General features: G+C 50.1%; 29 protein-coding genes and 1 pseudogene. 6 read left to right on the forward strand and 24 right to left on the reverse strand.

Annotated features, from left to right (window positions below; translation table 11 throughout):
- The first annotated feature begins 60 nt into the window (after positions 1 to 60).
- The 5 genes from O0S09_RS01900 to O0S09_RS01920 all read left to right on the forward strand — a co-directional run bounded on the left by O0S09_RS01900 (position 61) and on the right by O0S09_RS01920 (position 5,771).
- Entirely contained in the window at positions 61 to 240 is a 180-nt protein-coding gene (locus O0S09_RS01900; RefSeq protein WP_268922209.1) for a hypothetical protein, read from the forward strand.
- Positions 241 to 251: 11 nt separating this feature from the next.
- Complete coding sequence (locus tag O0S09_RS01905; RefSeq protein WP_268922210.1) at positions 252 to 1,103, forward strand: DNA-3-methyladenine glycosylase family protein; 852 nt, start codon at positions 252 to 254, stop codon at positions 1,101 to 1,103.
- Positions 1,104 to 1,434: 331 nt separating this feature from the next.
- Positions 1,435 to 2,898, forward strand: coding sequence for a transporter substrate-binding domain-containing protein (locus O0S09_RS01910; protein ID WP_268922211.1), 1,464 nt, complete (start codon positions 1,435 to 1,437; stop codon positions 2,896 to 2,898).
- Between the two features lie 36 nt (positions 2,899 to 2,934).
- Positions 2,935 to 4,683 carry a hypothetical protein gene (locus tag O0S09_RS01915; RefSeq protein ID WP_268922213.1) on the forward strand — a complete coding sequence of 583 codons (1,749 nt, stop codon included), beginning with the start codon at positions 2,935 to 2,937 and terminating at the stop codon, positions 4,681 to 4,683.
- Positions 4,684 to 5,420: 737 nt separating this feature from the next.
- Positions 5,421 to 5,771, forward strand: coding sequence for a hypothetical protein (locus O0S09_RS01920; protein ID WP_268922214.1), 351 nt, complete (start codon positions 5,421 to 5,423; stop codon positions 5,769 to 5,771).
- 24 nt (positions 5,772 to 5,795) lie between these two features.
- Here the strand turns inward: O0S09_RS01920 and O0S09_RS01925 are convergent, their stop codons facing one another.
- Positions 5,796 to 7,151 (reverse strand): signal recognition particle protein Srp54, encoded by a 1,356-nt coding sequence (locus O0S09_RS01925; RefSeq protein WP_268922216.1) that lies wholly within the window; start codon positions 7,149 to 7,151, stop codon positions 5,796 to 5,798.
- Positions 7,152 to 8,318 (reverse strand): signal recognition particle-docking protein FtsY, encoded by a 1,167-nt coding sequence (ftsY, locus tag O0S09_RS01930; protein ID WP_268922218.1) that lies wholly within the window; start codon positions 8,316 to 8,318, stop codon positions 7,152 to 7,154.
- A gap of 324 nt (positions 8,319 to 8,642) precedes the next feature.
- On the opposite strand from ftsY, the gene O0S09_RS01935 reads away from it, so the two are divergent.
- A complete protein-coding gene (locus tag O0S09_RS01935) occupies positions 8,643 to 10,685 on the forward strand; it encodes a clostripain-related cysteine peptidase (protein ID WP_268922220.1) in 2,043 nt (680 codons plus the stop codon).
- A 42-nt stretch (positions 10,686 to 10,727) separates the two neighbouring features.
- On the opposite strand, the gene pfdA is transcribed toward O0S09_RS01935, so the two are convergent.
- The 22 genes and pseudogenes from pfdA to purN (O0S09_RS02045) form a co-directional block, all read right to left on the reverse strand.
- Entirely contained in the window at positions 10,728 to 11,177 is a 450-nt protein-coding gene (gene pfdA, locus O0S09_RS01940) for a prefoldin subunit alpha (RefSeq protein WP_268922221.1), read from the reverse strand.
- Entirely contained in the window at positions 11,167 to 11,352 is a 186-nt protein-coding gene (rpl18a, locus tag O0S09_RS01945) for a 50S ribosomal protein L18Ae (protein WP_268922222.1), read from the reverse strand. Before rpl18a ends, pfdA begins: the two co-directional genes overlap by 11 nt.
- 11 nt (positions 11,353 to 11,363) lie before the next feature.
- Positions 11,364 to 12,032 (reverse strand): translation initiation factor IF-6, encoded by a 669-nt coding sequence (locus tag O0S09_RS01950; protein WP_268922224.1) that lies wholly within the window; start codon positions 12,030 to 12,032, stop codon positions 11,364 to 11,366.
- The gene (locus O0S09_RS01955; protein ID WP_268922225.1) at positions 12,033 to 12,296 is read right to left on the reverse strand and encodes a 50S ribosomal protein L31e; all 264 of its coding nucleotides are present in this window, start codon (positions 12,294 to 12,296) and stop codon (positions 12,033 to 12,035) included.
- A 5-nt stretch (positions 12,297 to 12,301) separates the two neighbouring features.
- Positions 12,302 to 12,454: a 50S ribosomal protein L39e gene (locus O0S09_RS01960; protein ID WP_268922226.1), complete on the reverse strand. Its 153-nt coding sequence runs from the start codon at positions 12,452 to 12,454 to the stop codon at positions 12,302 to 12,304.
- Between the two features lie 2 nt (positions 12,455 to 12,456).
- Positions 12,457 to 13,050: a DUF7411 family protein gene (locus O0S09_RS01965; protein WP_268922228.1), complete on the reverse strand. Its 594-nt coding sequence runs from the start codon at positions 13,048 to 13,050 to the stop codon at positions 12,457 to 12,459.
- The gene (locus O0S09_RS01970; protein ID WP_268922229.1) at positions 13,047 to 13,379 is read right to left on the reverse strand and encodes a DNA-binding protein; all 333 of its coding nucleotides are present in this window, start codon (positions 13,377 to 13,379) and stop codon (positions 13,047 to 13,049) included. Before O0S09_RS01970 ends, O0S09_RS01965 begins: the two co-directional genes overlap by 4 nt.
- Before the next feature lie 33 nt (positions 13,380 to 13,412).
- On the reverse strand, positions 13,413 to 13,862 hold the full coding sequence (locus O0S09_RS01975) for a 30S ribosomal protein S19e (protein ID WP_268922230.1): 450 nt from the start codon (positions 13,860 to 13,862) through the stop codon (positions 13,413 to 13,415).
- A gap of 182 nt (positions 13,863 to 14,044) precedes the next feature.
- Positions 14,045 to 14,395, reverse strand: coding sequence for a YhbY family RNA-binding protein (locus O0S09_RS01980; protein WP_268922232.1), 351 nt, complete (start codon positions 14,393 to 14,395; stop codon positions 14,045 to 14,047).
- 148 nt (positions 14,396 to 14,543) lie between these two features.
- A complete protein-coding gene (locus O0S09_RS01985) occupies positions 14,544 to 16,259 on the reverse strand; it encodes a cache domain-containing protein (protein WP_268922233.1) in 1,716 nt (571 codons plus the stop codon).
- Positions 16,260 to 16,356: 97 nt separating this feature from the next.
- Entirely contained in the window at positions 16,357 to 16,803 is a 447-nt protein-coding gene (locus tag O0S09_RS01990; RefSeq protein WP_268922234.1) for a hypothetical protein, read from the reverse strand.
- Positions 16,800 to 18,533 carry a cache domain-containing protein gene (locus O0S09_RS01995; protein WP_268922236.1) on the reverse strand — a complete coding sequence of 578 codons (1,734 nt, stop codon included), beginning with the start codon at positions 18,531 to 18,533 and terminating at the stop codon, positions 16,800 to 16,802. The genes O0S09_RS01990 and O0S09_RS01995 overlap by 4 nt, the downstream gene beginning before the upstream one ends.
- A 339-nt stretch (positions 18,534 to 18,872) precedes the next feature.
- Positions 18,873 to 19,316, reverse strand: a complete 444-nt coding sequence (locus O0S09_RS02000; protein WP_268922238.1) for a hypothetical protein — start codon at positions 19,314 to 19,316, stop codon at positions 18,873 to 18,875.
- Positions 19,317 to 19,346: 30 nt separating this feature from the next.
- The gene (locus O0S09_RS02005) at positions 19,347 to 19,475 is read right to left on the reverse strand and encodes a hypothetical protein (protein WP_268922239.1); all 129 of its coding nucleotides are present in this window, start codon (positions 19,473 to 19,475) and stop codon (positions 19,347 to 19,349) included.
- 466 nt (positions 19,476 to 19,941) lie between these two features.
- A complete protein-coding gene (locus O0S09_RS02010; RefSeq protein WP_268922240.1) occupies positions 19,942 to 20,421 on the reverse strand; it encodes a hypothetical protein in 480 nt (159 codons plus the stop codon).
- Positions 20,422 to 20,428: 7 nt separating this feature from the next.
- Positions 20,429 to 22,030: a cache domain-containing protein gene (locus O0S09_RS02015; protein ID WP_268922242.1), complete on the reverse strand. Its 1,602-nt coding sequence runs from the start codon at positions 22,028 to 22,030 to the stop codon at positions 20,429 to 20,431.
- A 445-nt stretch (positions 22,031 to 22,475) separates the two neighbouring features.
- Positions 22,476 to 22,760, reverse strand: a complete 285-nt coding sequence (locus tag O0S09_RS02020) for a ribonuclease P protein component 4 (RefSeq protein ID WP_268922243.1) — start codon at positions 22,758 to 22,760, stop codon at positions 22,476 to 22,478.
- 4 nt (positions 22,761 to 22,764) lie between these two features.
- Positions 22,765 to 23,184: pseudogene (gene purN / locus O0S09_RS02025) on the reverse strand (phosphoribosylglycinamide formyltransferase).
- A gap of 283 nt (positions 23,185 to 23,467) precedes the next feature.
- Entirely contained in the window at positions 23,468 to 23,902 is a 435-nt protein-coding gene (locus O0S09_RS02030) for a hypothetical protein (protein ID WP_268922244.1), read from the reverse strand.
- Positions 23,902 to 25,620 (reverse strand): cache domain-containing protein, encoded by a 1,719-nt coding sequence (locus tag O0S09_RS02035; protein ID WP_268922245.1) that lies wholly within the window; start codon positions 25,618 to 25,620, stop codon positions 23,902 to 23,904. Before O0S09_RS02035 ends, O0S09_RS02030 begins: the two co-directional genes overlap by 1 nt.
- A 120-nt stretch (positions 25,621 to 25,740) precedes the next feature.
- Complete coding sequence (locus tag O0S09_RS02040; protein ID WP_268922246.1) at positions 25,741 to 26,043, reverse strand: ribonuclease P protein component 4; 303 nt, start codon at positions 26,041 to 26,043, stop codon at positions 25,741 to 25,743.
- Between the two features lie 4 nt (positions 26,044 to 26,047).
- Complete coding sequence (purN, locus tag O0S09_RS02045) at positions 26,048 to 26,662, reverse strand: phosphoribosylglycinamide formyltransferase (RefSeq protein WP_268922247.1); 615 nt, start codon at positions 26,660 to 26,662, stop codon at positions 26,048 to 26,050.
- Positions 26,663 to 26,683: the final 21 nt, after the last annotated feature.

Here is a 26,683-nt window from a genome sequence, read left to right on the forward strand (position 1 = left end):
TGATCGGTTGTGCTGCATTATGAAAGGAAGGTTATTAGGATAGACAGGCAAATATGGTGTATGGATAAAACAGGTCTTGCAACCCTGCTGGTTGGTATCGTTCTCTTAATCGTCGGTGTTGTGCTGATGTGGTACTGGCTTCCCCAGTTTATTCAGGTGCTGCTCGGAGGTATCGGCATTGTTCTTGCAGTTGCCGGTCTCTGCGGTATTGTTCTCGGCTATCTGATGATCAAAGAATAATCTCCTTTTTTATGCAGACGTTTCCGCTTGATGGTCTCTGGTTTAACCTTGAGTTAAGCGTTTCCTGCGGTCAGGCATTCCGATGGAGAAAACACGGTGACATCTGGTATGCCCCGTCTCCCTATGGGGACCCCGTGGTCTGGAAGGTACGGCAGACTGATGAGGGTATCGGGTATGAAGGGATGAGCGAGGGAGACCTCATCCGCTACTTTTCGCTGGATCATGATCTTACCGACATTCTTTCCCGCATTGACTGCGATCCGCTGATTCACGATGCGATCGTCCGGTGCCGGGGACTGCGGATTATGCGCCAGGACCCGTGGGAGTGTCTCGTCTCCTACATCTGTTCCAGCTGTGCCAACATCCCGGGCATTCAGATGCGGATAGAAAATCTCGCGGAAAAGTACGGCACAAAAATCTTCTGCGACAACAAAATATTTTACGCGTTTCCTCAGCCCGGGACTATTGCCGCAGCTCCGGTCTGCGACATTCGATCCTGTAAGGTAGGATACCGCGACGCCTACATCTGCGGTGCGGCAGCGATGGCGTCAGAGAATCCCGGGTGGCAGGATGCGGTGCGCAGCCTTTCCTATCCGGAGGCACAGAAAAAACTCTGTGAGCTGAACGGAGTCGGGCCGAAGGTCGCAGACTGTGTGCTGCTGTTTGCATTTGAAAAACTTGAGGCGGTACCGGTTGACGTATGGATAGAACGGATTCTGCGTACCAAATATGTCGGCGGGGAAAAGAAACTCGCCTATGCCAAAGCAGGGGCATATGCCCGTGAGCATTTCGGAAAGTTTGCCGGGTATGCACAGGAGTATCTGTTTGCATCCCGCGAAATCATCAGCAGAAAAGGAGAATAAACGTTTTTTTTCAGGCAGAAAATTGTCTTTGACTGAGAACCTGCCGGAAAATTTCTGATGGAGTTTATACTGGCTTCCCCTCAGTACGATGCGGAAATACAATTCTGTCAGGGGAGAGTAATCGCTTTGAAACAGTTTGTAGTTAGTTATATATTGTTTCGAGTATATATTCCACTATCTTAGGATTCAATGGGTCTTGTGTGCATCGGATATTTTCCCATGAGGTATTCCTGCTGATCCTGGGGAGGTATGACATGGATGGACAAAATTACGGATCGGATCTTCCCGTTACCACAGACGAGCTGATACGATGTGGAAGAAGGAAGGCAGTATGAACAAAAAAATCGTGTGGCTGGCGGCGATGATTCTGCTTATACTCATTGCCGGATCTGCCGGCTGTATTGCCGAGAAGAAGGTTTACACCGTTGGAGTGAGTTCTGCTCTTGAACCGTTCTCCGCAAAGAATGCGGTAACCGGTGATCCGTATGGTATTGATATTGATATCATAGACTGGATTGCGAAGGATCAGGGATTCGATGTTGTCTACACGTACATAGGAGCCGACAAGTATCTGGATGCATTGGATGCGGGGACTGTGGATGTTGTAACCGGGAAAGTTATCACCGAGGATCGTCTGAAACGCTGTGACTTTACCGATGTGTACTATACTGCAAAGTATGGTCTTGTGGTGCGAAAGGACTCCAACGTAACTCTTGATGAGGTATTACGCGGTCAGGCGAGTATTGCTGCAAACTCCGGAAGTGCGTATGAGAAGTGGCTCAAAGCCCACCATGGTGAAGATACCTTCAACGAGCTGGTGGCAGCAGGAAAAATCATCATCAAGCCCTCGGTGAACGCGGTTATCTACTCTGTCCTCGCGAAGGAAGCGGACTCCGGGATGACCAGCGGCGGTTCAATTTCCCAGATGCTGAATGAATACACTCCGCTGATGTTTGCCGGATATATTTCTGAAGGAAACGATGCCGGATTTTCGGTTGCCAAGTCCAATCCCGAGCTTCTGAAGATCTTAAACAACGGGCTGAGAAACATGAAGGCGTCCGGTGAGTATGATCAGGTCATGAAAGCATATGGAATTCCGCATGTAAAGTCCGCATACAAGGTAGGAACGGATAAGGATAATTATCCCTACTCGCACCTTGATGAAAATGGAAACTTCACGGGATTTGATATTGATTCTATCCGGTGGATTGCGGAGCAGAACGGTTTTGCGGTGACCTTTGAGGATATTCCCTGGTCGAAGAATATCAATGCGATTGTAACCGGTACGATAGACATGTTTGCATCCGGTATGTCAATTACCCCGGAGAGACTGGAAAAAGTTGCATTTTCCAACCCGTACATGACCGAAGGAATGTCGGTGTTCTCTCAGCCGCAAAGTCCGGTTTCAAAAGCTGATTTTGAAGCGGGAAAGATTTCTGTTGGTGTAATTTACGGGACTGCCGATGAGAGGTTCCTCAAAAACCTTCTTGGTTCCGAGCTGTATGACACGATGCTCATGAAGAAAACTATCAAGATGTATGATTCGCAGGCGGATCTTGAGAAGGGGTTACAGTCCGGTCAGGTTGCTGTCATACTTGATAACACGGGATCTGATTCCTATTATGAGAAGATGCTCACGATGAAACTTGTTGCCTCCTATCCTGACACGGATAGATTTGGGTATGCAATGAGCAACGGGGACATTGAACTTCAGGATGTTGTAAACAAGGGGCTTGCCGCTCTGGAGAGTTCGGGAAAGCGCGCAGAGTTACTTGCAACGTATGGGCTGGATTAACGAAAAAAAGGAATATGTATGGAGAGACACGCTGAAATGTTCAGTCCATTGAAGGAGATGCTGCAGACCCGCCGTTTCGGACGGATGAGTCTCATTGCAGTCATCCTGATTTTTCTCGCGGTGGTTTCTGCCGGTTGTATCGTCTGGGCCGAACCGGTCCAGACGCAGTCGGTTGAGGTTTCCGAGGATATGGATACCGCAATGAACGATTTCATTTCTGATCTGAAAAACATCGATCTTTCCTTAACCATTGACATCTACACGCTTGCCAGCAAGATAGGCTCTCTGGATACGTACAGTGAGATAGAATCAGTCGGTCGTGAGTATTATTCCCAGAATTCCTGGATTGACCGGATAATTTACTATGATGCGGGGAGGGGTAATTTTATCAATATTCCCAATCAGTATCTTGGTTCTCTTACCGATTATGTGATTCCGCCGTCAGAGCAGGAGTTTTTAGAGTCCGGCGGGCTTATCCGATCAAGTTGTGTTTATATTGACGGGGATGGGTATATGGAGATATGGTACGCTGCAGCGTATGATGATTCGGGAAGGTATGCAGGGTATGTTGCATTTGTGTACGACTGGTATGAGGCATTAAAGGAGCATGAGATTGTAGGTAAAGAGGTCTCCTACGGAGATTGTATTGTGTATCTTTGCAGTAACAGTAATGCTATTATTTATTCTTCAAAGCCGGAGTATACCGGTCAGACGTTTAGTCCTGAGAAACCGCTGAAAACGAAAGAAACGATCATTGTATCTCAGGACGACAACCACGGGGCATACACCTATACGAGTCAGTCGTTTTATGTGTACAATCAGAGCATTGATACCCATAAGATCACTTCATGGCAGAAGTTCCCGTTCCATGATATGCAGTACGTGATCTATCTGACCAAGGAGATCGATTCTCCTGCTCTGAATTATTCGGATATATTTACGCCGGATATGGGTGCTCTGAAGAAGGATTTGTTTGATACATTTGTTTACTCCGCTAATTACGGGTATCCGGCACTGGAGAAGCGTATTACGGAGGGGTATTATCCCACGCGCATGTATGCGATGGATCAGGATGGTACTGTTCTGGCGGTTCCCGAATATGATGAGATGCTGGCGGGTCTTTCTTTCCTGAATGCCCGTGATTCGTATGATTCAGCGTATGTCGAGAAGGCAATGTATGTTGCACAGCAGGGAGGCGGATATATTAAGTATCTTTTCCCGGTGGATGGTACGGTACATCCCGAAGCGAGCCAGTTCAGTCTGTCGTATGTGGAACCGATTGAAAACGGACGGTTTATCTTCGGATATACCCCCGGGGATACGAAGTTGTGGCCGGTGAATCAGGAGTTAAAATCAAATGTGGTTCTGGTTTCACGTGCACTTGTGGAGACGGCGTATAAACAGGGCGTGGAGAAATTGTCGGAGATCGTTATGAGTACTCCGAATGCGTCCGGCAGTGTGTTTGTCCACGGCACAGAGTATGCATTGGACAATATCATCGTTATGGATTACAATGGGTATTCGTATGCTGATACGCGCAATCCTTCTCTTGTTGGTCAGTCGATGACCTTCTATACGGATGTGTTGCAGACGTCGATTACCCGGACAGCAATTATGCTTGCGAAGTCGGGAGGAGGGGTGATGTATGATTTCCAGGAGACGGCAGATAAGGAAGGGCATTATGATTTGTGGCTCTATTCTGTTGAGCCGATTAATAATGATTACTTTGTCCTTTACGGAACGGTTGTGCATACCGTGGAAAATGTTACAATTCTTGATGGGTGACTGGGGTAGATTCCCGAACTGTCCATTCATCTTTTTTTCGGAATCGGCTGTAAGGGCGGGTATGTTTTTTGATAGGGCGTACGTGGTGAGCGTCGAAGGGTGAAAACTACCGAGCCCCTAAACAAATCCCTCCTCCTATGGATTTTCTCTTTTTGAAGTACTGTGTACGGTTGAGTGATGCGTGGACAGGATGAGAAGAAACTCTGCGGGGTTTCTTCTCATCCTGCCCCCGAACCAGGCAATAGTTTCCGAAAAAAAGACCCACTAAATCTTTTTTGTGGTATCACACGTTCCAAAAATAGTTTCGTGATATCAGAAAGTCTGTCCGACAGAAAAACGAATCTGTTGGCCAAAATTATCCGACGAAAAACATGACTCCCCATTCATGTTTGATACTGGCTATGCATGGGGTATACGCACCAGTTCGCGGAAATACATATATCCTCTGTCAGGCAGACTTTGTTCTGTCACCGGAGAGTATACGAAAAATCCCGAGATTCACCCGTGTTTCTCCGCAATACCTCTTCATCAGGAATTATTCCGGAATGCTCAGCAACAGACATTCATGGCGAATGACTATCTTTTGACTATGCAAATTATATCTATTGACTATCCATATACTTATACCTATCCATTGGGAAACTTGTAACCTAATGGTGGGCAGTACCCGGAGACGTCCCCCGGATCAAATAAACTTACGGCTCGGCGCCGAGTTCCTTCAGAGGTTCAATGAGTACATGAAGGGACGATCAGAAACAAAGATCCAGTTCATTCGTGCCGCTCTGGAGTACTGGATGTCCATAGACGGGAACAAGGAAAACATCAGGGTAGATCTCAGAGAACAGACAGACCAGCTCATTGCATTGCAGCAGGAAAGAATCGATGAACTTCGGAAATATCTGGAACAGTGTATTACCTACCAGCGTGAGATCATCGAAGAAAAAGATAAACAGATCCGGTATCTTACCGAACAGCTGAAGAACTGTTCAGGAGGAAACTCCTACTACTCAGGCGGCATGCTTGAAGAAACAACCGTCGCCGAACCGGAGCCTGCATACCACAACCCGGATACAACCACGGAAAAATAATTTAAAAAAATATTGTAACTATATTTACATCGGACCCATGGGCCCCATGCCGCCAAGGTCGCCGCCGCCCTTGCTCATCTGCTTCATCATCTTGTTCATCGCCATCCGGTTGCCGCGGAATCCTTTCAGCGTCTTCTGCATCATCTTGTAGTATTTGATGAGCTCACGCACCTCGTCAACCGTAGCCCCCGAACCTTTTGCAACCCGCGTCATTCGTGACGTGTTGATCAGCGATGGATCGTCCAGCTCCTGCGGCGTCATTGAATCCATGATGATGCGGAACTTCTTCATCCGATCTGCGGTTCCGTCCAGCGCTTCGGACGGAACATTCATCCCGCCGAGCGGCAGCATCGAAAGTACCTGCTTTAACGGACCCATCTTCTGCACCGCCTCAAGCTGCTTGTACATATCGTTCAGCGTGAACTTGCCGCGCAGCATCGCATTGACATCCACGTCCTCGGGCTTGATAGCCTCCTCGGCCTTCTCGACAAGCGCCTTCAGATCGCCCATGCCAAGCAGACGGGAGATGAACCCGTTTGCATCGAACCGCTCCAGATCCTCAATCGTCTCACCGTTACCGATGAACACAATACCGGACTCGGTCTCGGAAACGGCGGACATCGCGCCTCCTCCTTTGGCAGTTCCGTCCATCTTGGTAACGATCACACCATCGATACCGATGGCTTCATGGAACCGCTTCGCCTGATCGCGTGCCGCCTGACCCAGTGCCGCATCAATCACCAGCCAGCGGTGATCCGGTTTGAGCAGATCATTGATCTGCGTAATCTCCTCGATCAGATCGTCCTCCAGCGCGTGGCGGCCTGCCGTATCCACGATGACAACCTCCACATCCTTCAGCGCCGCAAGACCGTCGCGGGTGATCTTCACCGCATCTTTCTCCTGAGGATCACCATAGCAGGGAACATTGATCTTTTTGCACAGTGTCTCCAGCTGGGCATAGGCACCCGGCCGGAAGTTGTCGGCACCGATTGCGCCGACCTTCAGACCCTTGCGCTGGAAGTAGCGGCACAGTTTTCCGGTCGTCGTCGTCTTACCGGAACCCTGCAGACCGGCCATCAGAATTTTCTGGGGACGCAGACTGAACTCGGCCTCCTTGCCGACAAGTTTCACCAGCTCCTGATACACAATCCGCAGCACGTGTTCGCGGACATTCATGCCGGGCGGCAGATCCTCATCCAGTGCACGGGACTTGATCGACTGCGACAGCTGCATCACGAGCTTCACGTTCACATCCGACGAGAGCAGTGCCCGCTGAAGATCGCGGACCAGCTCGTCCACCGCCGCACGGTCGATGACCGTTTTTCCGGCGAGTTTCTTCATCGCATCCTTCAGCGAGTTGGAAAGAGTATCGAGTCCCATTTATTCCTCATCCCCGAAGATTTCATCGATGATCAATGCAGGGGTGAAGGGCTTCATGTCCGAGTACTCCTGACCGACACCGAGGAACACCAGCGGCTTGCCGATGGTATATGCAATGGAAATTGCCGCACCGCCTTTCGGATCCATATCCACCTTGGTCAGGATCACTCCGTTGGTGGAAACAGTCTTCTCAAACTCCTCGGCACGAATCACCGCATCGTTTCCGGCAACCGCCTCGTCCACATAGAAGACAAGGTCAGGCTTCATCACCCGTTTGATCTTCTCCAGCTGGTTCATCAGATTGACACGGTTGTGGAACCGGCCCGCAGAGTCGGCTAACACGACGTCAATATTGTGGGCTTTGGCATACTCCACCGTATCGTAGAGAACTGCGGACGGGTCGGCCCCTTCCTGATGAGAGATCAGTTTGATACCGAGCCGGTCACAGTGCACACGAATCTGTTCAATCGCTCCGGCACGGAAGGTATCGCCCGCACCGACAACAACGGACAGCCCCTGGCCCTGAAGATAATATGCTATTTTTGCAACCGAGGTGGTCTTGCCGGTACCGTTTACGCCGGTGAAGAGAATCTTCACCGGTTTATCGTGTGCTTTAATGTAGCCGACCAGATCAAATCCGTCACCGAGCACTTCTTCAATGGCATGTCTGAGCGCGTTGGTCACGACCTCTTCGGGAGACTCGCGGATTTTCCGGTGGGTTCCGATCAGTTCTTTTTTCATGTGATCGGTGATAGCCTCAGCAACCGGAAACGCAACATCGGACTCAAGAAGCACCATCTGTAACTCAAACAGCGTTTCATCGATGTCTTTTTCCGAGAGAACAAACTCCCGTTCAACAACCAGTGTCTTTAACTTGCCGAAAAATCCGGGCTTCTTTGCATCAGCATCCGGCTTTTCTGCGGGGAGGGAGACAGACATCTCAGCCGCAGGGGACGGGGACGGAACCGGGGAAGAGGGAACGGACACCGGGGCTGGCACTGCGGCTTCCGCTTCCGGTATTCCTGCCGGTTCAGGGGTATCGGGGACGACATAGGCTTCGAGCAGGGGCGCGTCAGTCTCGACCTCGGTTGTCACCGAGGCGGACTCTACGCTCTTGCCCAGCTTTTTGGTAATGCCGCCAAGTTTTTTCTTCAGCCCTTCAAACATTATCTATTCATTCCCCCTGAGAGTATAAATTGCCTCTGCTCTTTTTGGATGAGGAAATGGAGCGTCTTTTCGGAGAGAACATCTGAAACACGCAGACATTGCCCGAAAAGTCATCCCTGGCAAAACATGTTACCCCGCAGATATTTTGCAGGCCGGCGGGTGAGACAGAGCAGAAGGTAGGTGATGCAGGCGGGCACGACGATTGCAACGCTCCTCTCACTCCGCGTATTCATCCGGTATTGTAATTCCCTGCTGCACGGTATTCTTTGCCGACAGGACACCGGGACACAGGATTAATGACACGGTAAAACACAACATAACAGCATGAATACAGGGAAGTTTCTTTACCGGGGCTGTATTATAGGAATAATCCTGATTCTTCTGAGTACAGCAATCGTTCCATCGGCGGCGGGTGCCACTGGAACTAATTATCTGGTAATGTACATTGTCGGTTCCGATCTTGAATCCAACGGAAATCAGGCAACAGGCAACCTCGCGGATCTGGCGGACAGCTGGGATCCTGCGATGGGTGATGTTCTCATCATCTACGGCGGGGCAGAGAAAACCGGCTGGGATGACGGTGTTGCAATTACCAATCTCACCCTTCTCCTAGAGGATTTCGCCGACGGGGTAATCGGATCCGATCTGAATCTGGGCGAAATTCCTACCCAGTATGTGCTCAAGCGCATGCCGGGTGCTGACATCTCAACGCCGCAGACCATGGCCTCCTCGCTGCAGTATGCCGAGCAGTACCGGAAAGCCGCCGGACTTGACAGTGCAGAAAACTATCTGATCTTCTGGAATCACGGCTCAGGATATAACGGATATGGATCTAATGAGATCTCCGGCAGAATGCTTTCCCTTGAGGATCTACGGACGGGACTGTCCGGAGCCGGGACAACCTATGACATCATCGCCTTTGATGCCTGCCTTATGGGTTCCCTTGAGGTGGCAAACGCTCTTTACCCCTACGGGACATACCTTCTGGCTTCCGAGGAAATTGTTCCAGGAGAAGGGTATGACTATAATGCATTCGCTGCACTCTCCGCGTCCCCGGGTATGAGTGCCCCGGAGCTTGGAAAAACACTGATTGCATACTACCTCGATCAACCGAGTCCGGCGAAGACCCTGTCCCTTGTCCGGCTCTCCGAGGTGCCGTCGGTTGTTGCCGCACTCAATGTGTTTGGTGAGAAGCTCACGGAGATTCTGGACGACCCCGATTCCCTTGCGGTACTTGGATCCGTCTATCAGGATACGCAGGGATTCGGCTCTCCGGCCGGCGATACCGCACAGGACATGATGGATATCTATCAGTTTGCCGACAGTATCCGTCAGCAGACCAGTGAGGATACGGAACTGCATGCCGCAGCAAATGATCTTTGCCTGGTTCTGAAGAACTATGTTGTTCTGTCCGGGGACGACGGACATTTCAGTGCAGCAAACGGTGTGGCCATTGCAGCACCCGTTGAGGGACTTACCTCCGGTATCCCCGACGCCGTCTCTTTTGATAAAAGCGGCTGGTACACGTACCTGTCCACCTACATGGACTATGCCGGCACCACATCACAGCCGCACGCCGCATACACAACTAAAGAGAGTGCCCGTTCCATTCAGGTGACCGACTCCACCGGAACCGCGTGGGTCACGGCAAACTATCTGTATCTGAATACCGACGGGCAGTATCTCATTGTTGGTGACGTTCCCCTGAAGGAAAACTGGGAAGCGGTAAACAATAGTGTCTGGAAGACTGTTCCCACGGGGCTGTACGAGGAACCCGACTGGGACGGAAGCTGGTTTGTATTCCAAAATACCGATGGAACCACAGTTCCTGCAACCCTCACCTACAAAGGTCCTGCTGTGATCGATAACCGGTCTCATGTCATCTATACCATTGAAGGAAATCTTACCCGCACGGTACACAAAAATACGGTCACCGCCCCGTCAATTCTCACCGCCGTTATTGATATGGAGAACAGGAGTGTCTCTGCTCTCTCTGTCACCGAAAAACCTGATAGTATCCGGGATACCAGATCCAACATCTGGGGGAACACAACAATTTGTTCCGGCGATATTTTTGTTCCGGCACTGCAGGTATACAATGAGGAAGCGGATGAAATTGTTGTGACCACTTCTCCGCAGAGCGTCACGTTTGGCAGCAGTCCCAAAGATGCCTTACGCTACACCGCACTTGACGTGGACAACTGCTACTGGATGGTTGAACTTGCGGACTTCCTTGATGAGGAGACCTTCTACCTGAAAGAACCCGGTATGACCGCAGCGACACCCAAACCCACACAGAGTTCCCCGGCTGCAGTATGCATCTTCGCAGGAGTTCTCATTGCAGGATTGCTCCTGAAAAGAACATAATCCTTTTTTGAAAGTTTTTCCAAAACAAAAGAGAAAGAAAAATCAGCGGGTCTGCTGCTGTGCAGAAGCATAAATCTCCTGCATGCGCTGCTCAACCGCTGCCATCTGACTCTGCAGCTTTCCGAGAGACTCGGAGAGCCGTTTGCCGGATGCATCCATCTCGGTGATCCGGTCACGCAGGAAAGAGACTGTCTCTTCGGTCGATTTCTCAACCGTAACCCCTGCGCCAATCCCGACAAGCATCTTCTTCGTATCCGCAACCGTTGCGCGAACCGACACGCCGCCGCCAAGAGTCAGGAGAGTGGAAACCTCTCCGTCTGCGGCTGCCAGAGCTTCCAGTGCCTCAATAGAGGCAAGAGACTCGGCGCGGGCTGATTCGATAAACCGCAGCTGCTGGGACAGAAGTTCAAACTGCTGGGAATACTCTGCGGCATAGGAACGGAGGGTCTGTACCTCCTGTTCCAGAGTTGCCTGATTTGCATTACTCGCCATTGATAGCCTTTACAGAATCAACAGTAATATATTTGCGCTCGAGCCGGTGCTTGCTGCCAATCGTTGCAAGAGTGAATTCTCCTGCAAGACGCTCGCTTGGTGCATCGACTGTCTTTGTATAGGGCTTCATCTGTCCATCGTTTTTGAACGTGCCCTTAACCTCGAATTTCGGCATATTTTTTCACCTCACAGAAATCCAAATACATCTTCAATTCTACCGAGTTCAAAACCCGTGGTAGCGTTTCCTGCCAGATAACCCTTGCTGTTCACGAGCAGACCGGTTCCAATCAGACCCGAACCCATGTTCACGGATCCGGTACCAACGGAAACGTCCGCTGTCGGAAGACTGTTTTCAAGATGATCCAGTTCTTCGGGACTGCTGCGGGCCGGCAGCAGAACACCTGCGTTTGTACAGGCACCTGCCATACCGACCGTTCCGACACCGCCAAAGGACATCGGAATCGTCTCGACCTTCAGGAACTCAGCCACCATTCTGCGCATCTCTGACGACATGTCAGGATGCACAACCGCGAATGAATCATTGGTAAGAATAACGTTCCCTGCCGCATTCATCTCTTCTCCGAGGAGCAGAACATCGCCGTACTCCTGCAGAAGTTCAAGTTCAGAATCATGAATGAGACCGGAAACAACAAATCCGCGGGAATTACCGGTAAGAAGAAGGCCGATCACGGATGACCCTTGGATAAAGGTAGGAATAACCTCTACATCAAGGGCTTCCGCTATCTTTGTTCTGAACTCCTCTGGGGAGTCGATTGGAACAAAGGCAATGTCTTCAAAGACACGGGCAAAGACGCCGATGTTCGGGTCTCCATTCAGTGACAGGGTATGGTCCATTTATTCCTCAGCAAGTTCTGCCTGGACCTGTCCGTCTTCGAACTTCATTGCACGAACACGAATGCGTCTTGGCGGTTTCTGGGATCCGCGTGCCCAGACTGCTTCGTTAATGCTCTTGTCAAGCTTAACGTCATCACTTTTCATGTGATGCTCAAGGTAGCTGCGGATGTCTTTGATTGCAGCGTTTGCACGCTTGTAGCACGGAACGCGCTTGACATCACGGAGCGGAATAACATATACCTGTTCCTTTTGTGCTTCTACCATTTTTCTTACACCTTCAGAGTGCTGCGTCTCCAGTTGCGTCTGCACGGGTGGGACACAACGGTACGCTTGGTTTTGATCATGACCCAGGCAGGAACGCGGCGGTTCTGCTGGGTTGCCTTTGCAAGACGAATCTTACGAGCTTTAGTAAGTTTGCTCATGGTTAATCACCATTCTTTTTTCGAAGGATCAAAGACTGTTCATGGTTTTTCGGGAAGAGCGGCACATAGTCAATCCCCCGCCGAACCATTTCGGCCCTGATCTCACTTTCGAAATCACCGTTTGGAATCGTCCCTGTTTCGCCGTAGGCGATCTCAAAGGACCGTTCACATAACCGGATAATCTCTTTTTTTCCGATGCCAAGCAGAGGCCGCACATAGCTGACCCCGTACTTCATCTCAAGGCTCTGTACTTCGGAACTTGTCCGCATCGGGACCCGGTCATCACGACGGGTTCCGTCGGCGACCACCTCATATTCCTGCGCAAGTGCACAGAGAGACCGTCGGTGGATTTCATTGATGGCATCTGCAGGATGCCCGTCGTCAACAATTCTGTTGACAACCTCATCAAGGAAACCTGGCGCAAAGGTGTGTTTCTTCCAGGGGAAACCTGTTGCCTTTGCCGCCGCCTCAATGGAAGGAACTGCATGGCAGGAATCAAACACGAATGTTATCAGCTCCACCTCATAGTCCCGCGCAAGCAGAACTGCGGCAAGCGTACTGTCCTTGCCGCCGCTGTAGAGCACACCCGCTTTCATCCAACCCTGCGGATATTGAATTCCTTTTTCTGCGGAACAATCTGCGAGAGCAGCTGCTTGAGCTGGTCATCAGTAATTTTCTGACGCAGGCGTCCCGACTGGGCGAGAGCGACAATCTGCTGCTCGACTGCGGCGGCAAACTCAGGCTTGGTCAGCTTGATAGTATTCAGCCGCTCACGGGCTTCAGGTTCCATTGCCTGCATGAGAACAGACTGAATCTGTGCCTGCATCTGCTGCTGGCGCTGAGCCTGTTCCTGTTCGGCCATCTGCTGCTGCTGGAGCTGCATCATGCGTTGCCGGCGGATTTCTGCGAGTTCATCGTCTCCCATTTCTGGTCACCATTCTGTTTTGTCAGATATTCGTTAGTACTTTGCAAGGCCCGGAACTTCCTTGACTGCTTCTTCCTTTAAGGAGTGGGCGATGTTGTCAAGGAACTTGCGGCCTTTTGCGGAAACGTTGCGGCCGCCGGTAACTTTCTCGATGTAACCGGCTGCTTCAAGCTGCTGCATGACTTTTCTTGCGATGCTGCCGCTTCCCTTTCTAAAGTGGGACGGCTTGGAACCGCGGTCCTGCATACCGCCATAGACCGAGCGCATACGCTCGACTCCGATCGGGCCGTCAACATAGATACGACGCAGCACTGCTGCGGAACGGATGTACCACCAGTCTGGATTTTCCGGTGGCATCTGCTTGTGTACTCCCGTTTTTACGTACTCGGACCACTCGGGTGCCTTGATTTCGGACTCGTTCTTGAGTTCCTCAGCAACCTTTGCGATGAGTGCATTGGCAGGGATGTCAAATACTGTAGTCATAGACTTTTCCTCACTGTAAGCCCGTACCTTTCGGCACGATTTGGTTGCATGAGATACTCTCTGCAACACATGACATTAACAGTCTGTATCAATTGGTGTCCGGACAATAAATAAGTTCGGGAAAGTGAGAGTTTGTGCCATTTTATTCAGGGGTTTCCCGGAAAAAGAAAAAGTGAAAAAAATTATTTTTTCTCAAGATAAAAGGACTTGATCCGATCCCGTGCCGACTGCTTCCTCACCGGTTTCTTTCCTTTCACCGGCGTTGCCACAGGAAGTTTGCCCCGGTTCTTTGCACCGAGAACCACCATTCGGCCGCGGGAGTCCAGTACCTCTGCCGACGTTTTCTGGGCAAGCTCAAGAATTTCTTCTTCATCAAGGTCACAGCTCTGCAGCCATTTGATCTTGATAACTTTTCTTGCTTCCAGCTGGCGGCGAGTTTCCTCCACCAGATCCTCGGTGCAGCCGTTTTTACCAACCCAGATCGTGGGTTTTAATGTTTGAATATAAGATTCTGTATCGGATGATTTGGGCACGTGTGGTATTCCCTCGTGCCGTATATATTAGACAGTTGCGGAGATAAGAGTTCCCCTCCCCAAACATGGTCACGGTCTCCGCGGAAAAGAGAAGTGCCTACATCAGAATAGGAAAAAAAGATTTTTTAGAGCGGAATCCACGTCATTGTCACATTACCTGGGGCATCAGGTCTTCGACCTGCTGCCACCCGTCCAGCGGGATGGTCTCCAGCATAATCGAACTGCCAAGACACCAGTCATCACCCTGCGGCTCAACATATACCAGACAGATCATACTCTCCTGCGTCGTGGAATTCGTAACCCCGAGATAACAGTATCCTCCGCCGGCGCGGCCCAGCATCGCGATCTCCCGCATGGTGGATGCCCCGTGCATATCCGTAAAGTAGAACGCATCTGCACCAACCATCTCCGGATTCAGAACGTCCATCAGAATAGTGCCGTTGTAGTTCATCGCAAACAGATTTCTGTGATCCGCCAGCAATGATGAATCAGGATTCATAAATTCCTGAAATGCAGCCTCTTTCCCATGGATCAGAATATAACTGGATGCATTATGTACTGTACTGAGCACCACATTACGTTTGGACGGATCAATCTTCACAGTATGATCCAGAATCGACTGACTTACCACAACGAACCATGTATCATCAACTGGCAAGACATAAAGAATGCATAACACTGCCAGACCCGGTTCTCCGGACTGAACCGGAGCATACATGTACGTGTACCCGCCGCCCTGCCAGGCCCGGAACCGCTCGGTTGCAACCGGACGAAGACCATAGGAGTCACGGAAGTTCAGCATATTTTCCCCGGCATACTGCGGGTTAAATCCGTCGTAAAGGGAAGTGCCGTTGAAATCGTAGGCAAAGTACCGCAGTTTCTCACTGGCAAATATCCCCTGCGGATTTGCAAGTTCGGCGAGTGTCTGTTCCTGTCCGTGTTCGGATGCATAGAGATAGAGATTCGCCGTCGCGTTATGGACGTCCGTGGAATACCGGTTTACCGGCTCAAGCGGAATATCCGAGCGCAGCTCCGCAGTACTCAGGATGAGACGCATTTCTCTGCCGTCTACCTCCGCAGTTGTCCATACGGCAATGCGCCCGGAGGATGCAGAGAGACGGATAGCACCTTCCTTTTCATCAAGAATCTGCCGGATCACCGATTCCGATACGCCGCGACGGATGGTTGCGGAGTCCAGAACATTGTCCCCGACATAGGTAGTACTGGGTGACGAGAGAACCAGTCCGTCCGTAAAGACAATCCACGGACGGTAGGTGGTATCATTGTAACTCCGGGAACCGGGGAACGAGGTGTCGCTGATCAGCTCTCCCGGCCACAGGGCAATACAGGCATACCCCTTATACGTATTGGCAGAATCATAGATCGGTGCCGCAAAGCAGACCACTTCACCGTAGGCAGGGGAGTAAATCGGGCCGACAAATAAAACGGACCGGTTCACAAAGGAATCTGCATTGATATCCTTTAACTCCGAACGCGAAACCAGGGAATACAAACTGGCCAGCGGGGCACTGCGGCCCACAACCCCGGTATCCTGTACATAACAGACACCTGCTGAAGCCGGGACAGAGAGATACAGATCGCGGAGAATCACATCGAGCCGGGGGTCTCCCTGTTCAACTCCGGAAAGAGCATCGGCTGTTGTGAGCAGTGCAGTACGTATCCGTGTTGTCTGGGAGAGGAAGGAGTGATGAAAATCGGTAAGATTTGCATTGAGTTCCGGCGCAACATTCACCGGTTCATCCACACTATTTGAGGCCGGCAAGATGACGAGCATCCCATATCCGGCTGCGCATACGGCAAACAGGATAACCACAGTGAAAAACAACCATCCACGACGATTCATGTAATCGGAGTATCATCTACGCCGTAGAAAATAAATCTACCGTCTGATGAAAAAATATCCGGAAAAATTTTTCGGGACACTCTCGAAAAAAGGGATGTTAGCTGAACTGCAGCCGGACATAATTGACAATGTCGGTTGTGCCGTCATCAAACTGTGCTTCAATGATCACGAAGGCAGAACCAAACACTCCTGCTGCAATGTCGGGAAAGACAATGGTCTCCCCGGTACCGGGGAATGTTCGGAACACGGTCTGTTTTCCCTCAGCGGCCCCGTCAATGTAGGCACAGATTCCCGTGACATGGCGTGCATCATCGCTGCCGATCACCGTAATCATCACATCATTCCCGGAGACACGGGCGGTAACATCCACATTGGCATGGGAGATATCAGCTATCTCAGTCATCGCACAGAGGCCGACAAAGATCAGTACCGCAACAATTCCTATAGCGAGAAGCACCACGATCACAGGGGATAAGGAGACACGGGAACCGGACTGCTTCACAGAGTACAGATAGTCAAACCGGGCTGATGCATTCAGGGTCATGATGCACTCCCGGCGGAAACGTCATACGCATCCAATGAAATGGCACTGGCAATACACCACGTATCATTCACCGGCTCCACGTACGTAAGGTACAGCATATGCTGATGTGTTACGGGATTTTCAGATTCAATGTAGAGATAGCCGCCTCCGGTACGCGCAACCATCACAACCTCACGAATGGGAGAGTTTCCATAGGAGTCGGTGTGGTAAAACACATCCTTTCCGACATTGCTGCGGTTCGTTTCATCAGCGAGGAGTGTGCCGTTATAATCCAGGGCAAACAAATGTGTATCTTCTTTCACCAGAGGATCCGTTGCGTCCATCATTTTGGCAAGAGCTGCCTCCCTGCCAAAGGCAAGAACGTACTCCTGAGCAGCCTGAACCGTATGGACAACTTCCGTGCGCTTGGTCATGTCATAGGTAACTGAATGATCCTGAACAGGACCGTCAACACCGATAAACCAGTTTTCATCAACCGGCATGACATAGGCAAGACCCAGACGTGCCTGTTCATCGGTGTAGGGATACTTCAGATAGTAATGAACGTACCCGCCACCCTGCATGCACCGGTTGATCATACTGGTGACACTCAGCATACTGTACGCATCGCGGTAGTTTGTCCGGTCCATTCCTACGCCGTATGTCTGGGAAGGCATGGACAAGAGTGTTCCGTTCATGGAAAATGCAAAGACATCATATCCGGGTGTCGCAAACGGCCCGGAAGGATTGTTCATCGCATTAAGTGTCAGTTCCCTGCCGTTTTCAAATGCGTACACCAGCATTGACTCGGCAATGGATTTCAAATTGTCCGGAGTTACAATGGTATCCGGGAATAAAATCTGCGATACGTCATATGAGTAGTCATCCAGAACCAGCCGTATATCCTGACCACCAAAGGAGACAGTTGTCCATACCCCTGTCTTTTCCACAACTTCAGTACAGCTCAGATCATACCCGGTATAGTTCATGGCGCCGGACGGTTTCTCCACCACCGCCCGCACTCCGGTGAGAACAGAAGGCTCACTCACGAACATCGGGTCAGTATAGATATTCTGACCGATCAGACCGGCATCCGGGTGGTACAGGTACGTGCCGTCGTCATTGATGACCCACAGTTCATAGTCCGTTTCTTTGAAGTACGGGGTGCCGGGCGTCTCGTTCAGCAGAAGAGCCGGGAGGTGTGCTATGCAGACAAATCCGTTGTAGGTTTTGTCCTCCGCATAGACCGGAACTGCAAAGCACAGCACCATACCGTAGGTTTGGGAAACAAGGGGACCTATCATCAGAACATCGTGTTCCGCAAACGAGGATTCATTGAGAGCAGCAATCTCCGGGGCGGCCAGAAGTACTGACATGGAATAGACAGGTTCACGGCAGACAGAACCATTTGCATCAACCCAGACAATTCCCGCAGCATCCGGATACTGATCATAATAGGTGCGGATCAGATCACCTGCCCGGGGATCGTCAGGAGTAAGACCGGTAAGGTCTCCGGAGAGATTTTTCAGAACGGATTCAATATTTGAAGTGTGCGCCTGCACATCCGAGGCAAACTCCTGGGAAGATTCCTGCATCTCCAGCGGAGCATCAATATACCGCGGCCCGGGGTACGACAGGTGCATCAGAAGAACAGTACCGATACACACAATGACCAGAAGGAGCAATGCCGCCAGGGGAATGGAATAATGTCGGGCAGCCATAGTATAGTTACTTGTGCGTTCAGAAATCATATCAATATATCTGGAGATTTGCGGCTGCTTAGTTCAAGTCCGGTTTCTGACAGCCGTCGCCATTCATCGATCCGTTGCCCACGATCCACAAGGCAGATCAGTGCTCACCGCTCCGCGGGAAGACACAAACTTTACAGAAGAAAAAAAACATCACAGAATTTCCATTCAACGTATTATTTCCGTGTTGTTAGGCCACGCAGCGGCGAATGAAGCAGGCTGAAAGGCATGCGGTTAGTATAGAGTTCCGTGATGTTTTTAGAGTGTTTGGTGTTTTCTGTGGGTCTCAGGCCTTTATGGACAACGCCGCAACATCCCCTAAATTGAAAAAAGGAGATCAGTTCAGGAGAATCGCATGCGGGCATATTTAATAACCCTCTGCGTTCCGTCCAAAAATTCTGCATCCACAATGATAAATGCATAGCCGGTCACATCCTTTGCAACACCGGCAAACTGTATAGGAGTTCCCATCTGCGGGTTCTGCAAAGAGGAATTTGCATCAGAAGGAGCATAACCGTCAACAGATACGCGAAGCCCGGTGATCGGGTTGGCATGGCCGTCTGCAATAAGCGTGATCAGAACATCATTTCCGGATACCTGGACAAGTACATCAACTCCTTCCGAGGATGTACCGGCAATCTGTCCCATCGCAAAGAAACCGGCAACCACAAGTCCGATGATAATCCCCATTATCAGGAGAACGATGATAACCGAGGAAAAGGATCCCGTGCGGGAGCTGCTGCTGGGCCGGAGATAATAACCATTTTTTATCGCTATAAGTTGCATATTTCCATCTTGAAAAAGAATATTTTTCAGCTATCTAAGAGTAAGGCCCTCGGTATTCAGCGGATCGGCGTGATACATGGTGTTTGAACCGTCCATATCCTGCGTTGTTCCCTGCCGGGCAACCGCCGCACTGTCGGCGTGTTCCGACATTTCCCGCATACCCAAAACTCCACGGGTATGGGGAAATGCAAAAATATCCGGACCGGCAGATCCTGAATCTGCCGGAGAGGAGAAAACTGTTTCATTGTTTGTTGTTCTTCGAAAAGGATCATTCTCCTGGGATGAACTGTCCGGGACATCAGATACAAATGAAAGATACAAAGTATTTTTGATTTCAGTATCCGCGGACAAACGGGTGTGACCGGAAGCCCCGATAACAGTTGCGGACGGGATAAAAACAGATACAACACCCCATTGATTCATACGATTGTCTGTTTGAAATATTACCGTAATACAATATAAATATGACGCTCCCAACGGAGGTACACCTTTATTCCTGAACATCATAGGCTGAAATTCGATCAACGAGATCATTCGTAGGCAAAAACAAATTTGGGTGCAACGCCATTCCTAACGGGCACGGCAGATACATTTTGTCTCTGTTTGAAAAACGGGAGGAGGGAATTCAGGAAAACCGCATGCGTGCGTACTCAATGATCGTCTGTGTCCCGTCAGTAAACGTTGCTTCCACGACGACAAATTCATAGCCGGTCACATCCTTTGCAACGCCGGCAAACTGAATGGAACTTCCCACCAACGGATCGTGAACAACAGACGGGTTGGGGAGAGAATGCCCGTCAACATATACATTCAGACCGGTAATCTGATTCACTTTGCCGCCCGGCAGAAGGGTGACCTGAACATCGTTTCCGGCAAGCTGGACGACTACATCAATTCCCTCCGAAGAGGTATCTGCAATCTGGTCAATCACAACGAAACCGAGGGTCACCAGTCCGATGATGATACAAAGTATCAGCAGAAGAATGATAACCCGTGACTGGGGAGCTGTGCGATTTGGCGAGTCTGAAACCGAAATATTGAGGGGCGGGGATTTTATGCGGGAGCTACCACTAAAACAGGAGTGATAGCTATTTTCTGCCGCCATGAGTGATTTACCTCCCTTCAACAAACGTATTCAATTCAGTCCAGCTGATAAGACACCATTCGTTATTTACTGGTTCTACATAGAACAGATACATCGTATTCATACCATTTTGATTTGCAGTATCCATTAACAGATAATTGCCGCCCTGTTTGGCGAGAATTACCAGTTCCCGCATACTGGAAACTCCGTGTGCATTGGTAAAGCCGAAAGCATTCGTACCGGTCACATTCAGTTGTACGGGAGCGGAAAGAACATTCCCGTTATAGTCCATTGCCATAAGGGAAATATCCTTTAACTGGAATGAACTGTTGGAAGCGGTGAACTCGGACAGTGCTGCATCCTTTCCCTGGTCACGAACATACTGCTGGGCAGCCACGACCAGAGTATTCAGTTTGTCACGCTTTTTGGGATCCGGTGAGGCAAACATGATCGGATAGGCAGCACCCACAAACCATTCCCTGTTCACCGGCAGGACATAGGAGATCATCAGAACCGATACACTCCCGCTCGGTTCGCCCACAGGTTTGTAGTAGTGGACAAAGCCGCCGCCCTGTTCGCACAGGTCAACCATTCTGCTGATATAACGGAGACCATAGGCATCTCCTGCGTTCATCTGGTTTTTCCCGATGCGATCCGGCGTCAGCGAATGTGCAAGGTTTGTTGCATTCATGTCATACGCAAAGAGGATAATATTGGGATCAACCGCAAACTTACCGCGCGGATTCTGAATCTCAGCAGTTGTTGCTTCAATTCCGTTGGCCTTTCCGTACTGATACATCTGGAACACCAGATTCGATAAATCATCAATCGCCAGATCCTCGGAGAAGTTCTGATTCCAGTCCTCTACCTCATACACGATGATATTCGGTTTGAGGTCCCGGCCGCAGACGGTGATCGTCTTCCACACCGTCGTGTACTCAACCAGCGGACCCGGGTTGAACGGGGTGAACAGATATTTCATCATGCCGTCCGGCTGCGTGAAGATTGCATCAGTATGCAGCAGGACTTCGCTGTCTTCACGGGAAAGGGTACGGATGTTGTCACCAATGATCTCCTGGGTCGGGTAATACAGAATATTACCCTCGGCATCATAGAGCGCCGGGAAATAATTGTTGGCGTGCCCGTAAGAGAAGTAGTCCTCACTCGTGTCAACGATGTAGGTCATGATAAACGAAGCACCAATCCAGCCGTCATACTCACCCTCCGGAGTGTAAACCGGATGACGGAAATGGAGTATCTCCCCGTAGGTGGTGGAGTACAGCGGCTCCATCAGAATGGTTGCATTATTTTTGGCAAAGGAAGTTTCATTAAACTCCCAGAAGGAAGATGACATTTCCATACCGGTCAGACTATACAACGGAAGCGATGCATACTCTTCACCGTTTGGTCCGACACGTGAGATGCCAACAGCATAAGGATGGTTGCTGTATATCTTCATGAGAACTGCTGAAATACCTGAGATATCGGTACTTGATATCCCGCTCAGATCTGCAGCAGCTCCGGTAAGCTCAACATCAAGCTCATTGCACCGGGCAAAAACGGATTCCGAGAAGTGATCCAGTGCCGCCATTACTTCGGGCGGGGCATTGGATACCGGAAAGAGATACAAATTCTCTTTTGTTTCGTTAGTACTAAACAATTGAATACATCCAGCAAACAATACGGATATTACTAGCAGGATGGAAACTGAAATAATAACCTCGCGCTTCATATTCTGTCAGCTATTGAAGAATTATTATCGTAATTTATTATAAACATAACGATTAGAAATACCTCAAGAATACTATTGCGATCCAAAATACGCATGGATCACTTTTGCACTACAAAAACAGTCGCTGAAAAAGGAAAACGGATGATGCCCGTTCATTTCAGATACCGGCAAAAATATTTGTCAGAGATCATACCGCAGAACGCATATCCTCATCCGGTCATACGAATCAGCGCGCAGGTATTGTACTCAGTGCTTGTATTGCAGAAAAAATTTCATGCAGAAAATACTGCACCCCCCATGCCGCACCAGAAGAAAAAAAGGGATTACGATAGAGGATACCGGATCACTGCACCGCAGATCCTGCATGTGGAGATGACCTTCCCGTGCTGAATGCGCACGCGGTGGTTTTTTCCCCCGGAACAAAGCAGGTGTGGCAGACCGGACAGAAAAACCTGCGGTATTCCCTTGGCATCCGCAGCCGCCTGCGCATCGCAATCTCGCGGGCGGGCGCCACATACCGGTCGGCAAGGACCGGATCCGCCCGGTTCTGATACGCCTGATCAAAAAGAATGGCAATTCGCTCAAGCGCGATCTCTTTTGCCGTCGGACCCTTTCTGTGCTGCGCCATGTACTCAGGGTGTCTCCGACAGAATCTTCACATGACGGCCGGATACCACCAGCCGGTCGGCACAGAACAGAGCAGCCGCTTCAGGGAACGCAATGGGTTCCTGAACAAGAATTCGTTCATCAAGCACTTCCTCATCATCGTCCAGAACTGGAACCGCCTTCTGCAGGATGATGGGTCCGGAACCAGCCCTTCGTCCACAAAGTGTACGGTGTATCCGGCAATCTTGACCCCGTACTCAAGAGCCTGCCGCTGACCGTGCAGACCGGGGAACACCGGCAGCCTTTGCCCGTTCAATCGCATAGGCATCCTTGTTGTCCGTAATGAGAGCAACACACTCTCCGTTAATCTCTCCCCGGGCACGGGCATCAAGTATCGCCTGAAAGTTTGAGCCGCGTCCCGAAGCAAGTACCGCAATCCGCTTCATGATACAGGTATATTAGATCCGAACCGAGAGGTATTCGCATCGCAGGCATCCACATATGCCGTGTCGGGCCCAGGGGACCGGATCACCGCGGTATGACAGGACGCGGTAAATGCATTCATCGTTCCATGTATAAGAGCGAAGGCATAATCAATATTATTGACAATCCGGATATTTTTATCCACAGGCAGGCGAGGCAGTATCCTGACTGTCCCGTGTCCCCTATTCAGGGATAAAACCCGGGACAACGTGTCATCCATATGTGAAAAAAAAGAAAGAAATATTTTCAGGTAAACAGAACACGGGAATAATCAATGATTTTTTTGTTGCCGTCAGCAAATGTTGCTTCTGCAATCACAAACGCATACCCTTTCCGATCTTTTGCAAGGTCGTAACAGATGATTGGCATTCCTATCTGCGGGTTTTTGATGATCATGTCTCTGCTGTTCTCCGGTGTACCTTCAATATAGATACTGAGTGAAACGATTTGGGATGTCTCGCCTCCGTCAAGAATTGTCACTATAATATCATTGCCGGAAAGCTGTACGGTCAAATCCCGTCCATCAATGGTAGAGTCGGCGATCTTCCCCATGGCAAAAAACCCTGCCACGACAAGTGCAGCAACAATACTGATCACCAGTATGATGCAGATAACCGGAGAAAGGAAAGACGACCGAGAGTTGTCAAGCAGGACATAGTCCTGATATACAACAAACGACATTAGGCTTCATCACCGCCATAACTAAAGTACGAATCAAGTGCAGCCCAGCTTGCAATACACCATGTATCATCAACCGGTTCTACATAGACAAGATTCATTACATGAACCCCATCCGGCCCCATGGTTTCAATCAGGATATACCCGCCGCCCTGTTTGGCAAGGATAACCATATGACGCATACTGGATGCTCCATGCGGATCCGTAGATCCGAAAATATTTCTTCCGATCTGACTGGTGTCTGCCGGAACTGCAAGAATATTTCCGTCATAATCAACTGCGAGGATGGGCGAGTGCGTCATCTGTGAGGTAACTTCCGGATCAAGAAGTTTTGCAAGCACAGCATCCTTTCCATACGTCTGAATGGCCTGATGGAAGGCAATTACATCTGATTTCAACTGATCACGCGTGACAATATCGGGCTGGACAAGTCCGATCGGGCGGGATGCTCCAACGAACCAGGTATTCTCACTGTCTATCGGAAGAAGATAGGCAATCGTGAATATTGACAGGCCGTTGTCCAGATCGCCGGCTGCGACATAGTGATGGATAAATCCTCCGCCTTGGGACGCCCGGTCGATCATTGCATTGATGTAGCGGAGATTATAGCTGCCCCGCGCATTCAGCATGCTTCTTCCCACTGCATTGGGATTTTGAGAATGTGCAAGCGTTATTCCGTTTTCATTATACGCAAACAGAGTAATGTTGTCATCCACCGCAAACTGCCCGTTCGGATCATTTAACACGGCAACAGTTTTGTCAACACCGTTCGCTCGTGCATACGAATACATCTGGGACACGAGAGAGGAGAGAACACTGCTGTCAAAGTCAGCAAAATTACCAGAGTACTCCGGAACCGACTGGGGGGTGTAACTGGCAAGTGCCGCCCGCAGATTTTTCCCGCCGATAGATACTTCGCGCCAAACGATGGTATGGTTTTCTGGTGAACTATAACTTAGTGCATAATCCAGATGTTCCAGCATGCCGGAAGGTCTCTGCATTATATATGCCATCTCTTTGGGAATCCCGCTACCCTTTGTCCCGGCCAAATCCAGCAGATTTGTTCCGATAACCTCGGTGTTCGGCTGGTACAAAATCAGACCGTTAGGTTCGTATAGTGCAGAGTACCAGCTGGAATTCTCAAAATGCAGTAAAAAGTGCATCGGACTGTCATACAGATAGATCGGCAAAAATGAGATACCGACATAACCGTCATATTCACCCTCCGGTGTGTACACCGGGTGGCGGAAATGCAGGAGATAGCCGTAGGTCGCGGAATGCACGGGATGCAGCATTATGGTAGTGTTGTTTTCAGCGAAGGATTTCTGATCAAAGTTCCAGAACTCACTGTCTTCGGCAAACCCATTCAGACAGAAATACGGAATTGATACATACTCATCTCCGGAAGGACCGACACGACAAATTCCATAACTGCTTGGATAGGTGCTGTAGAGTTCCAACAGTATGTTGTTGAGCGTACGCGTATCATTTTTCGGAATTCCGGACATATTCAGTGCAGCCCGGGTAAGATCCAAATCCACTGCATCATACCGCTCACAGATCGTCTGTGAGAGCCTGTCCAGTTCTGCAATCACCTCAGACGGGGCTTCAGATTCAGGAGAGTAGGTAGAGACATTTGGATTTGACTCCAACTGGACACATCCGGCCAGAAGAGTACTTATCACAACGAGAATAACTGCTCCAGAGAAATACTTATTCATTTCATAGACCCCTGTACCTGTTATAATTCACATCATATAAGTTTGTGTGATTGTTCGAACAGGTTGTCAGGACAAAACGATTTCACGAAAAACCGACTGCAAAAATAGTGGCGACCAGAATTAGTGAAGAGGATAGCGGATCACTGTGCCGCAAATTCTGCAGGTGGAGATGACCTTTCCGTGTTGAATACGGACGCGGAAATTATCTCCTGGAACAATATATACATGACATACAGGACAGAAAGCACGCCGGAATTTTCTGGGCATCCGCATCCGGTGGCGCATAGCGATCTCACGTGCGAGCGCCACATACCGATCGGCAAGAGCCGGATCCGAACGATTTCTGTATGCCTGATCGAAGAGGATCTCAATTCGTTCAAGAGCAATCGTTCTGGGTGCCGGACCTTTTTTGTGCTGAGCCATGACCTTACCGCATCTCCGGCAGAATCTTCACATGACGGCCGGATACCACCAGCCGGTCGGCACAGAACAGGGCAACCGCTTCAGGGAACGCAATGTGTTCCTGGGCAAGAATCCGCTCATCAAGCGCTTCCTCATCATCATCGTCCAGAACCGGAACCGCCTTCTGCAGGATGATCGGTCCGGAGTCCAGCCCTTCGTCCACAAAGTGTACAGTGCATCCTGCAATCTTGACCCCGTACTCAAGAGCCTGCCGCTGACCGTGCAGACCGGGGAACGCCGGCAGCAGTGCGGGGTGGATGTTGATCATTTTTCCGGCAAACGCCCGGATAATTTCGGTTCCAATGATACGCATATATCCTGCACAGACAAACAGATCCGCGCCTGCCGCATGCATTGCTGCAAGCAGGTCTGCTTCAAAGGCCGCTTTGGTCGGATAGTCACGGTAGTTGACCACAACTGCCGGAACACCGGCAGCCTTTGCCCGTTCAATCGCATAGGCATCCTTGTTGTCCGTAATGAGAGCAACACACTGTCCATTAATCTCTCCCCGGGCAAGGGCATCAAGTATCGCCTGAAAGTTTGAGCCGCGCCCCGAAGCAAGTACCGCAATCCGCTTCATGTTACAGGTATATTGGACGCG

Source organism: Methanocorpusculum vombati, assembly GCF_026891935.1.
GTDB classification, from domain to species: domain Archaea; phylum Halobacteriota; class Methanomicrobia; order Methanomicrobiales; family Methanocorpusculaceae; genus Methanocorpusculum; species Methanocorpusculum vombati.

Excerpts from the sequence above, each read along its gene's own strand:
- O0S09_RS01900 (WP_268922209.1), top strand. The coding sequence starts at position 61 with ATGGATAAAACAGGTCTTGCAACCCTGCTGGTTGGTATCGTTCTCTTA.
- O0S09_RS01905 (WP_268922210.1), top strand. The coding sequence starts at position 252 with ATGCAGACGTTTCCGCTTGATGGTCTCTGGTTTAACCTTGAGTTAAGC.
- O0S09_RS01910 (WP_268922211.1), top strand. The coding sequence starts at position 1,435 with ATGAACAAAAAAATCGTGTGGCTGGCGGCGATGATTCTGCTTATACTC.
- O0S09_RS01915 (WP_268922213.1), top strand. The coding sequence starts at position 2,935 with ATGTTCAGTCCATTGAAGGAGATGCTGCAGACCCGCCGTTTCGGACGG.
- O0S09_RS01920 (WP_268922214.1), top strand. The coding sequence starts at position 5,421 with ATGAAGGGACGATCAGAAACAAAGATCCAGTTCATTCGTGCCGCTCTG.
- O0S09_RS01925 (WP_268922216.1), bottom strand. The coding sequence starts at position 7,151 with ATGGGACTCGATACTCTTTCCAACTCGCTGAAGGATGCGATGAAGAAA.
- ftsY (WP_268922218.1), bottom strand. The coding sequence starts at position 8,318 with ATGTTTGAAGGGCTGAAGAAAAAACTTGGCGGCATTACCAAAAAGCTG.
- O0S09_RS01935 (WP_268922220.1), top strand. The coding sequence starts at position 8,643 with ATGAATACAGGGAAGTTTCTTTACCGGGGCTGTATTATAGGAATAATC.
- pfdA (WP_268922221.1), bottom strand. The coding sequence starts at position 11,177 with ATGGCGAGTAATGCAAATCAGGCAACTCTGGAACAGGAGGTACAGACC.
- rpl18a (WP_268922222.1), bottom strand. The coding sequence starts at position 11,352 with ATGCCGAAATTCGAGGTTAAGGGCACGTTCAAAAACGATGGACAGATG.
- O0S09_RS01950 (WP_268922224.1), bottom strand. The coding sequence starts at position 12,032 with ATGGACCATACCCTGTCACTGAATGGAGACCCGAACATCGGCGTCTTT.
- O0S09_RS01955 (WP_268922225.1), bottom strand. The coding sequence starts at position 12,296 with ATGGTAGAAGCACAAAAGGAACAGGTATATGTTATTCCGCTCCGTGAT.
- O0S09_RS01960 (WP_268922226.1), bottom strand. The coding sequence starts at position 12,454 with ATGAGCAAACTTACTAAAGCTCGTAAGATTCGTCTTGCAAAGGCAACC.
- O0S09_RS01965 (WP_268922228.1), bottom strand. The coding sequence starts at position 13,050 with ATGAAAGCGGGTGTGCTCTACAGCGGCGGCAAGGACAGTACGCTTGCC.
- O0S09_RS01970 (WP_268922229.1), bottom strand. The coding sequence starts at position 13,379 with ATGGGAGACGATGAACTCGCAGAAATCCGCCGGCAACGCATGATGCAG.
- O0S09_RS01975 (WP_268922230.1), bottom strand. The coding sequence starts at position 13,862 with ATGACTACAGTATTTGACATCCCTGCCAATGCACTCATCGCAAAGGTT.
- O0S09_RS01985 (WP_268922233.1), bottom strand. The coding sequence starts at position 16,259 with ATGAATCGTCGTGGATGGTTGTTTTTCACTGTGGTTATCCTGTTTGCC.
- O0S09_RS01990 (WP_268922234.1), bottom strand. The coding sequence starts at position 16,803 with ATGACCCTGAATGCATCAGCCCGGTTTGACTATCTGTACTCTGTGAAG.
- O0S09_RS01995 (WP_268922236.1), bottom strand. The coding sequence starts at position 18,533 with ATGATTTCTGAACGCACAAGTAACTATACTATGGCTGCCCGACATTAT.
- O0S09_RS02000 (WP_268922238.1), bottom strand. The coding sequence starts at position 19,316 with ATGCAACTTATAGCGATAAAAAATGGTTATTATCTCCGGCCCAGCAGC.
- O0S09_RS02005 (WP_268922239.1), bottom strand. The coding sequence starts at position 19,475 with ATGCGGGAAATGTCGGAACACGCCGACAGTGCGGCGGTTGCCCGGCAG.
- O0S09_RS02010 (WP_268922240.1), bottom strand. The coding sequence starts at position 20,421 with ATGGCGGCAGAAAATAGCTATCACTCCTGTTTTAGTGGTAGCTCCCGC.
- O0S09_RS02020 (WP_268922243.1), bottom strand. The coding sequence starts at position 22,760 with ATGGCGCAGCACAGAAAGGGTCCGACGGCAAAAGAGATCGCGCTTGAG.
- O0S09_RS02030 (WP_268922244.1), bottom strand. The coding sequence starts at position 23,902 with ATGTCGTTTGTTGTATATCAGGACTATGTCCTGCTTGACAACTCTCGG.
- O0S09_RS02035 (WP_268922245.1), bottom strand. The coding sequence starts at position 25,620 with ATGAATAAGTATTTCTCTGGAGCAGTTATTCTCGTTGTGATAAGTACT.
- O0S09_RS02040 (WP_268922246.1), bottom strand. The coding sequence starts at position 26,043 with ATGGCTCAGCACAAAAAAGGTCCGGCACCCAGAACGATTGCTCTTGAA.
- purN (WP_268922247.1), bottom strand. The coding sequence starts at position 26,662 with ATGAAGCGGATTGCGGTACTTGCTTCGGGGCGCGGCTCAAACTTTCAG.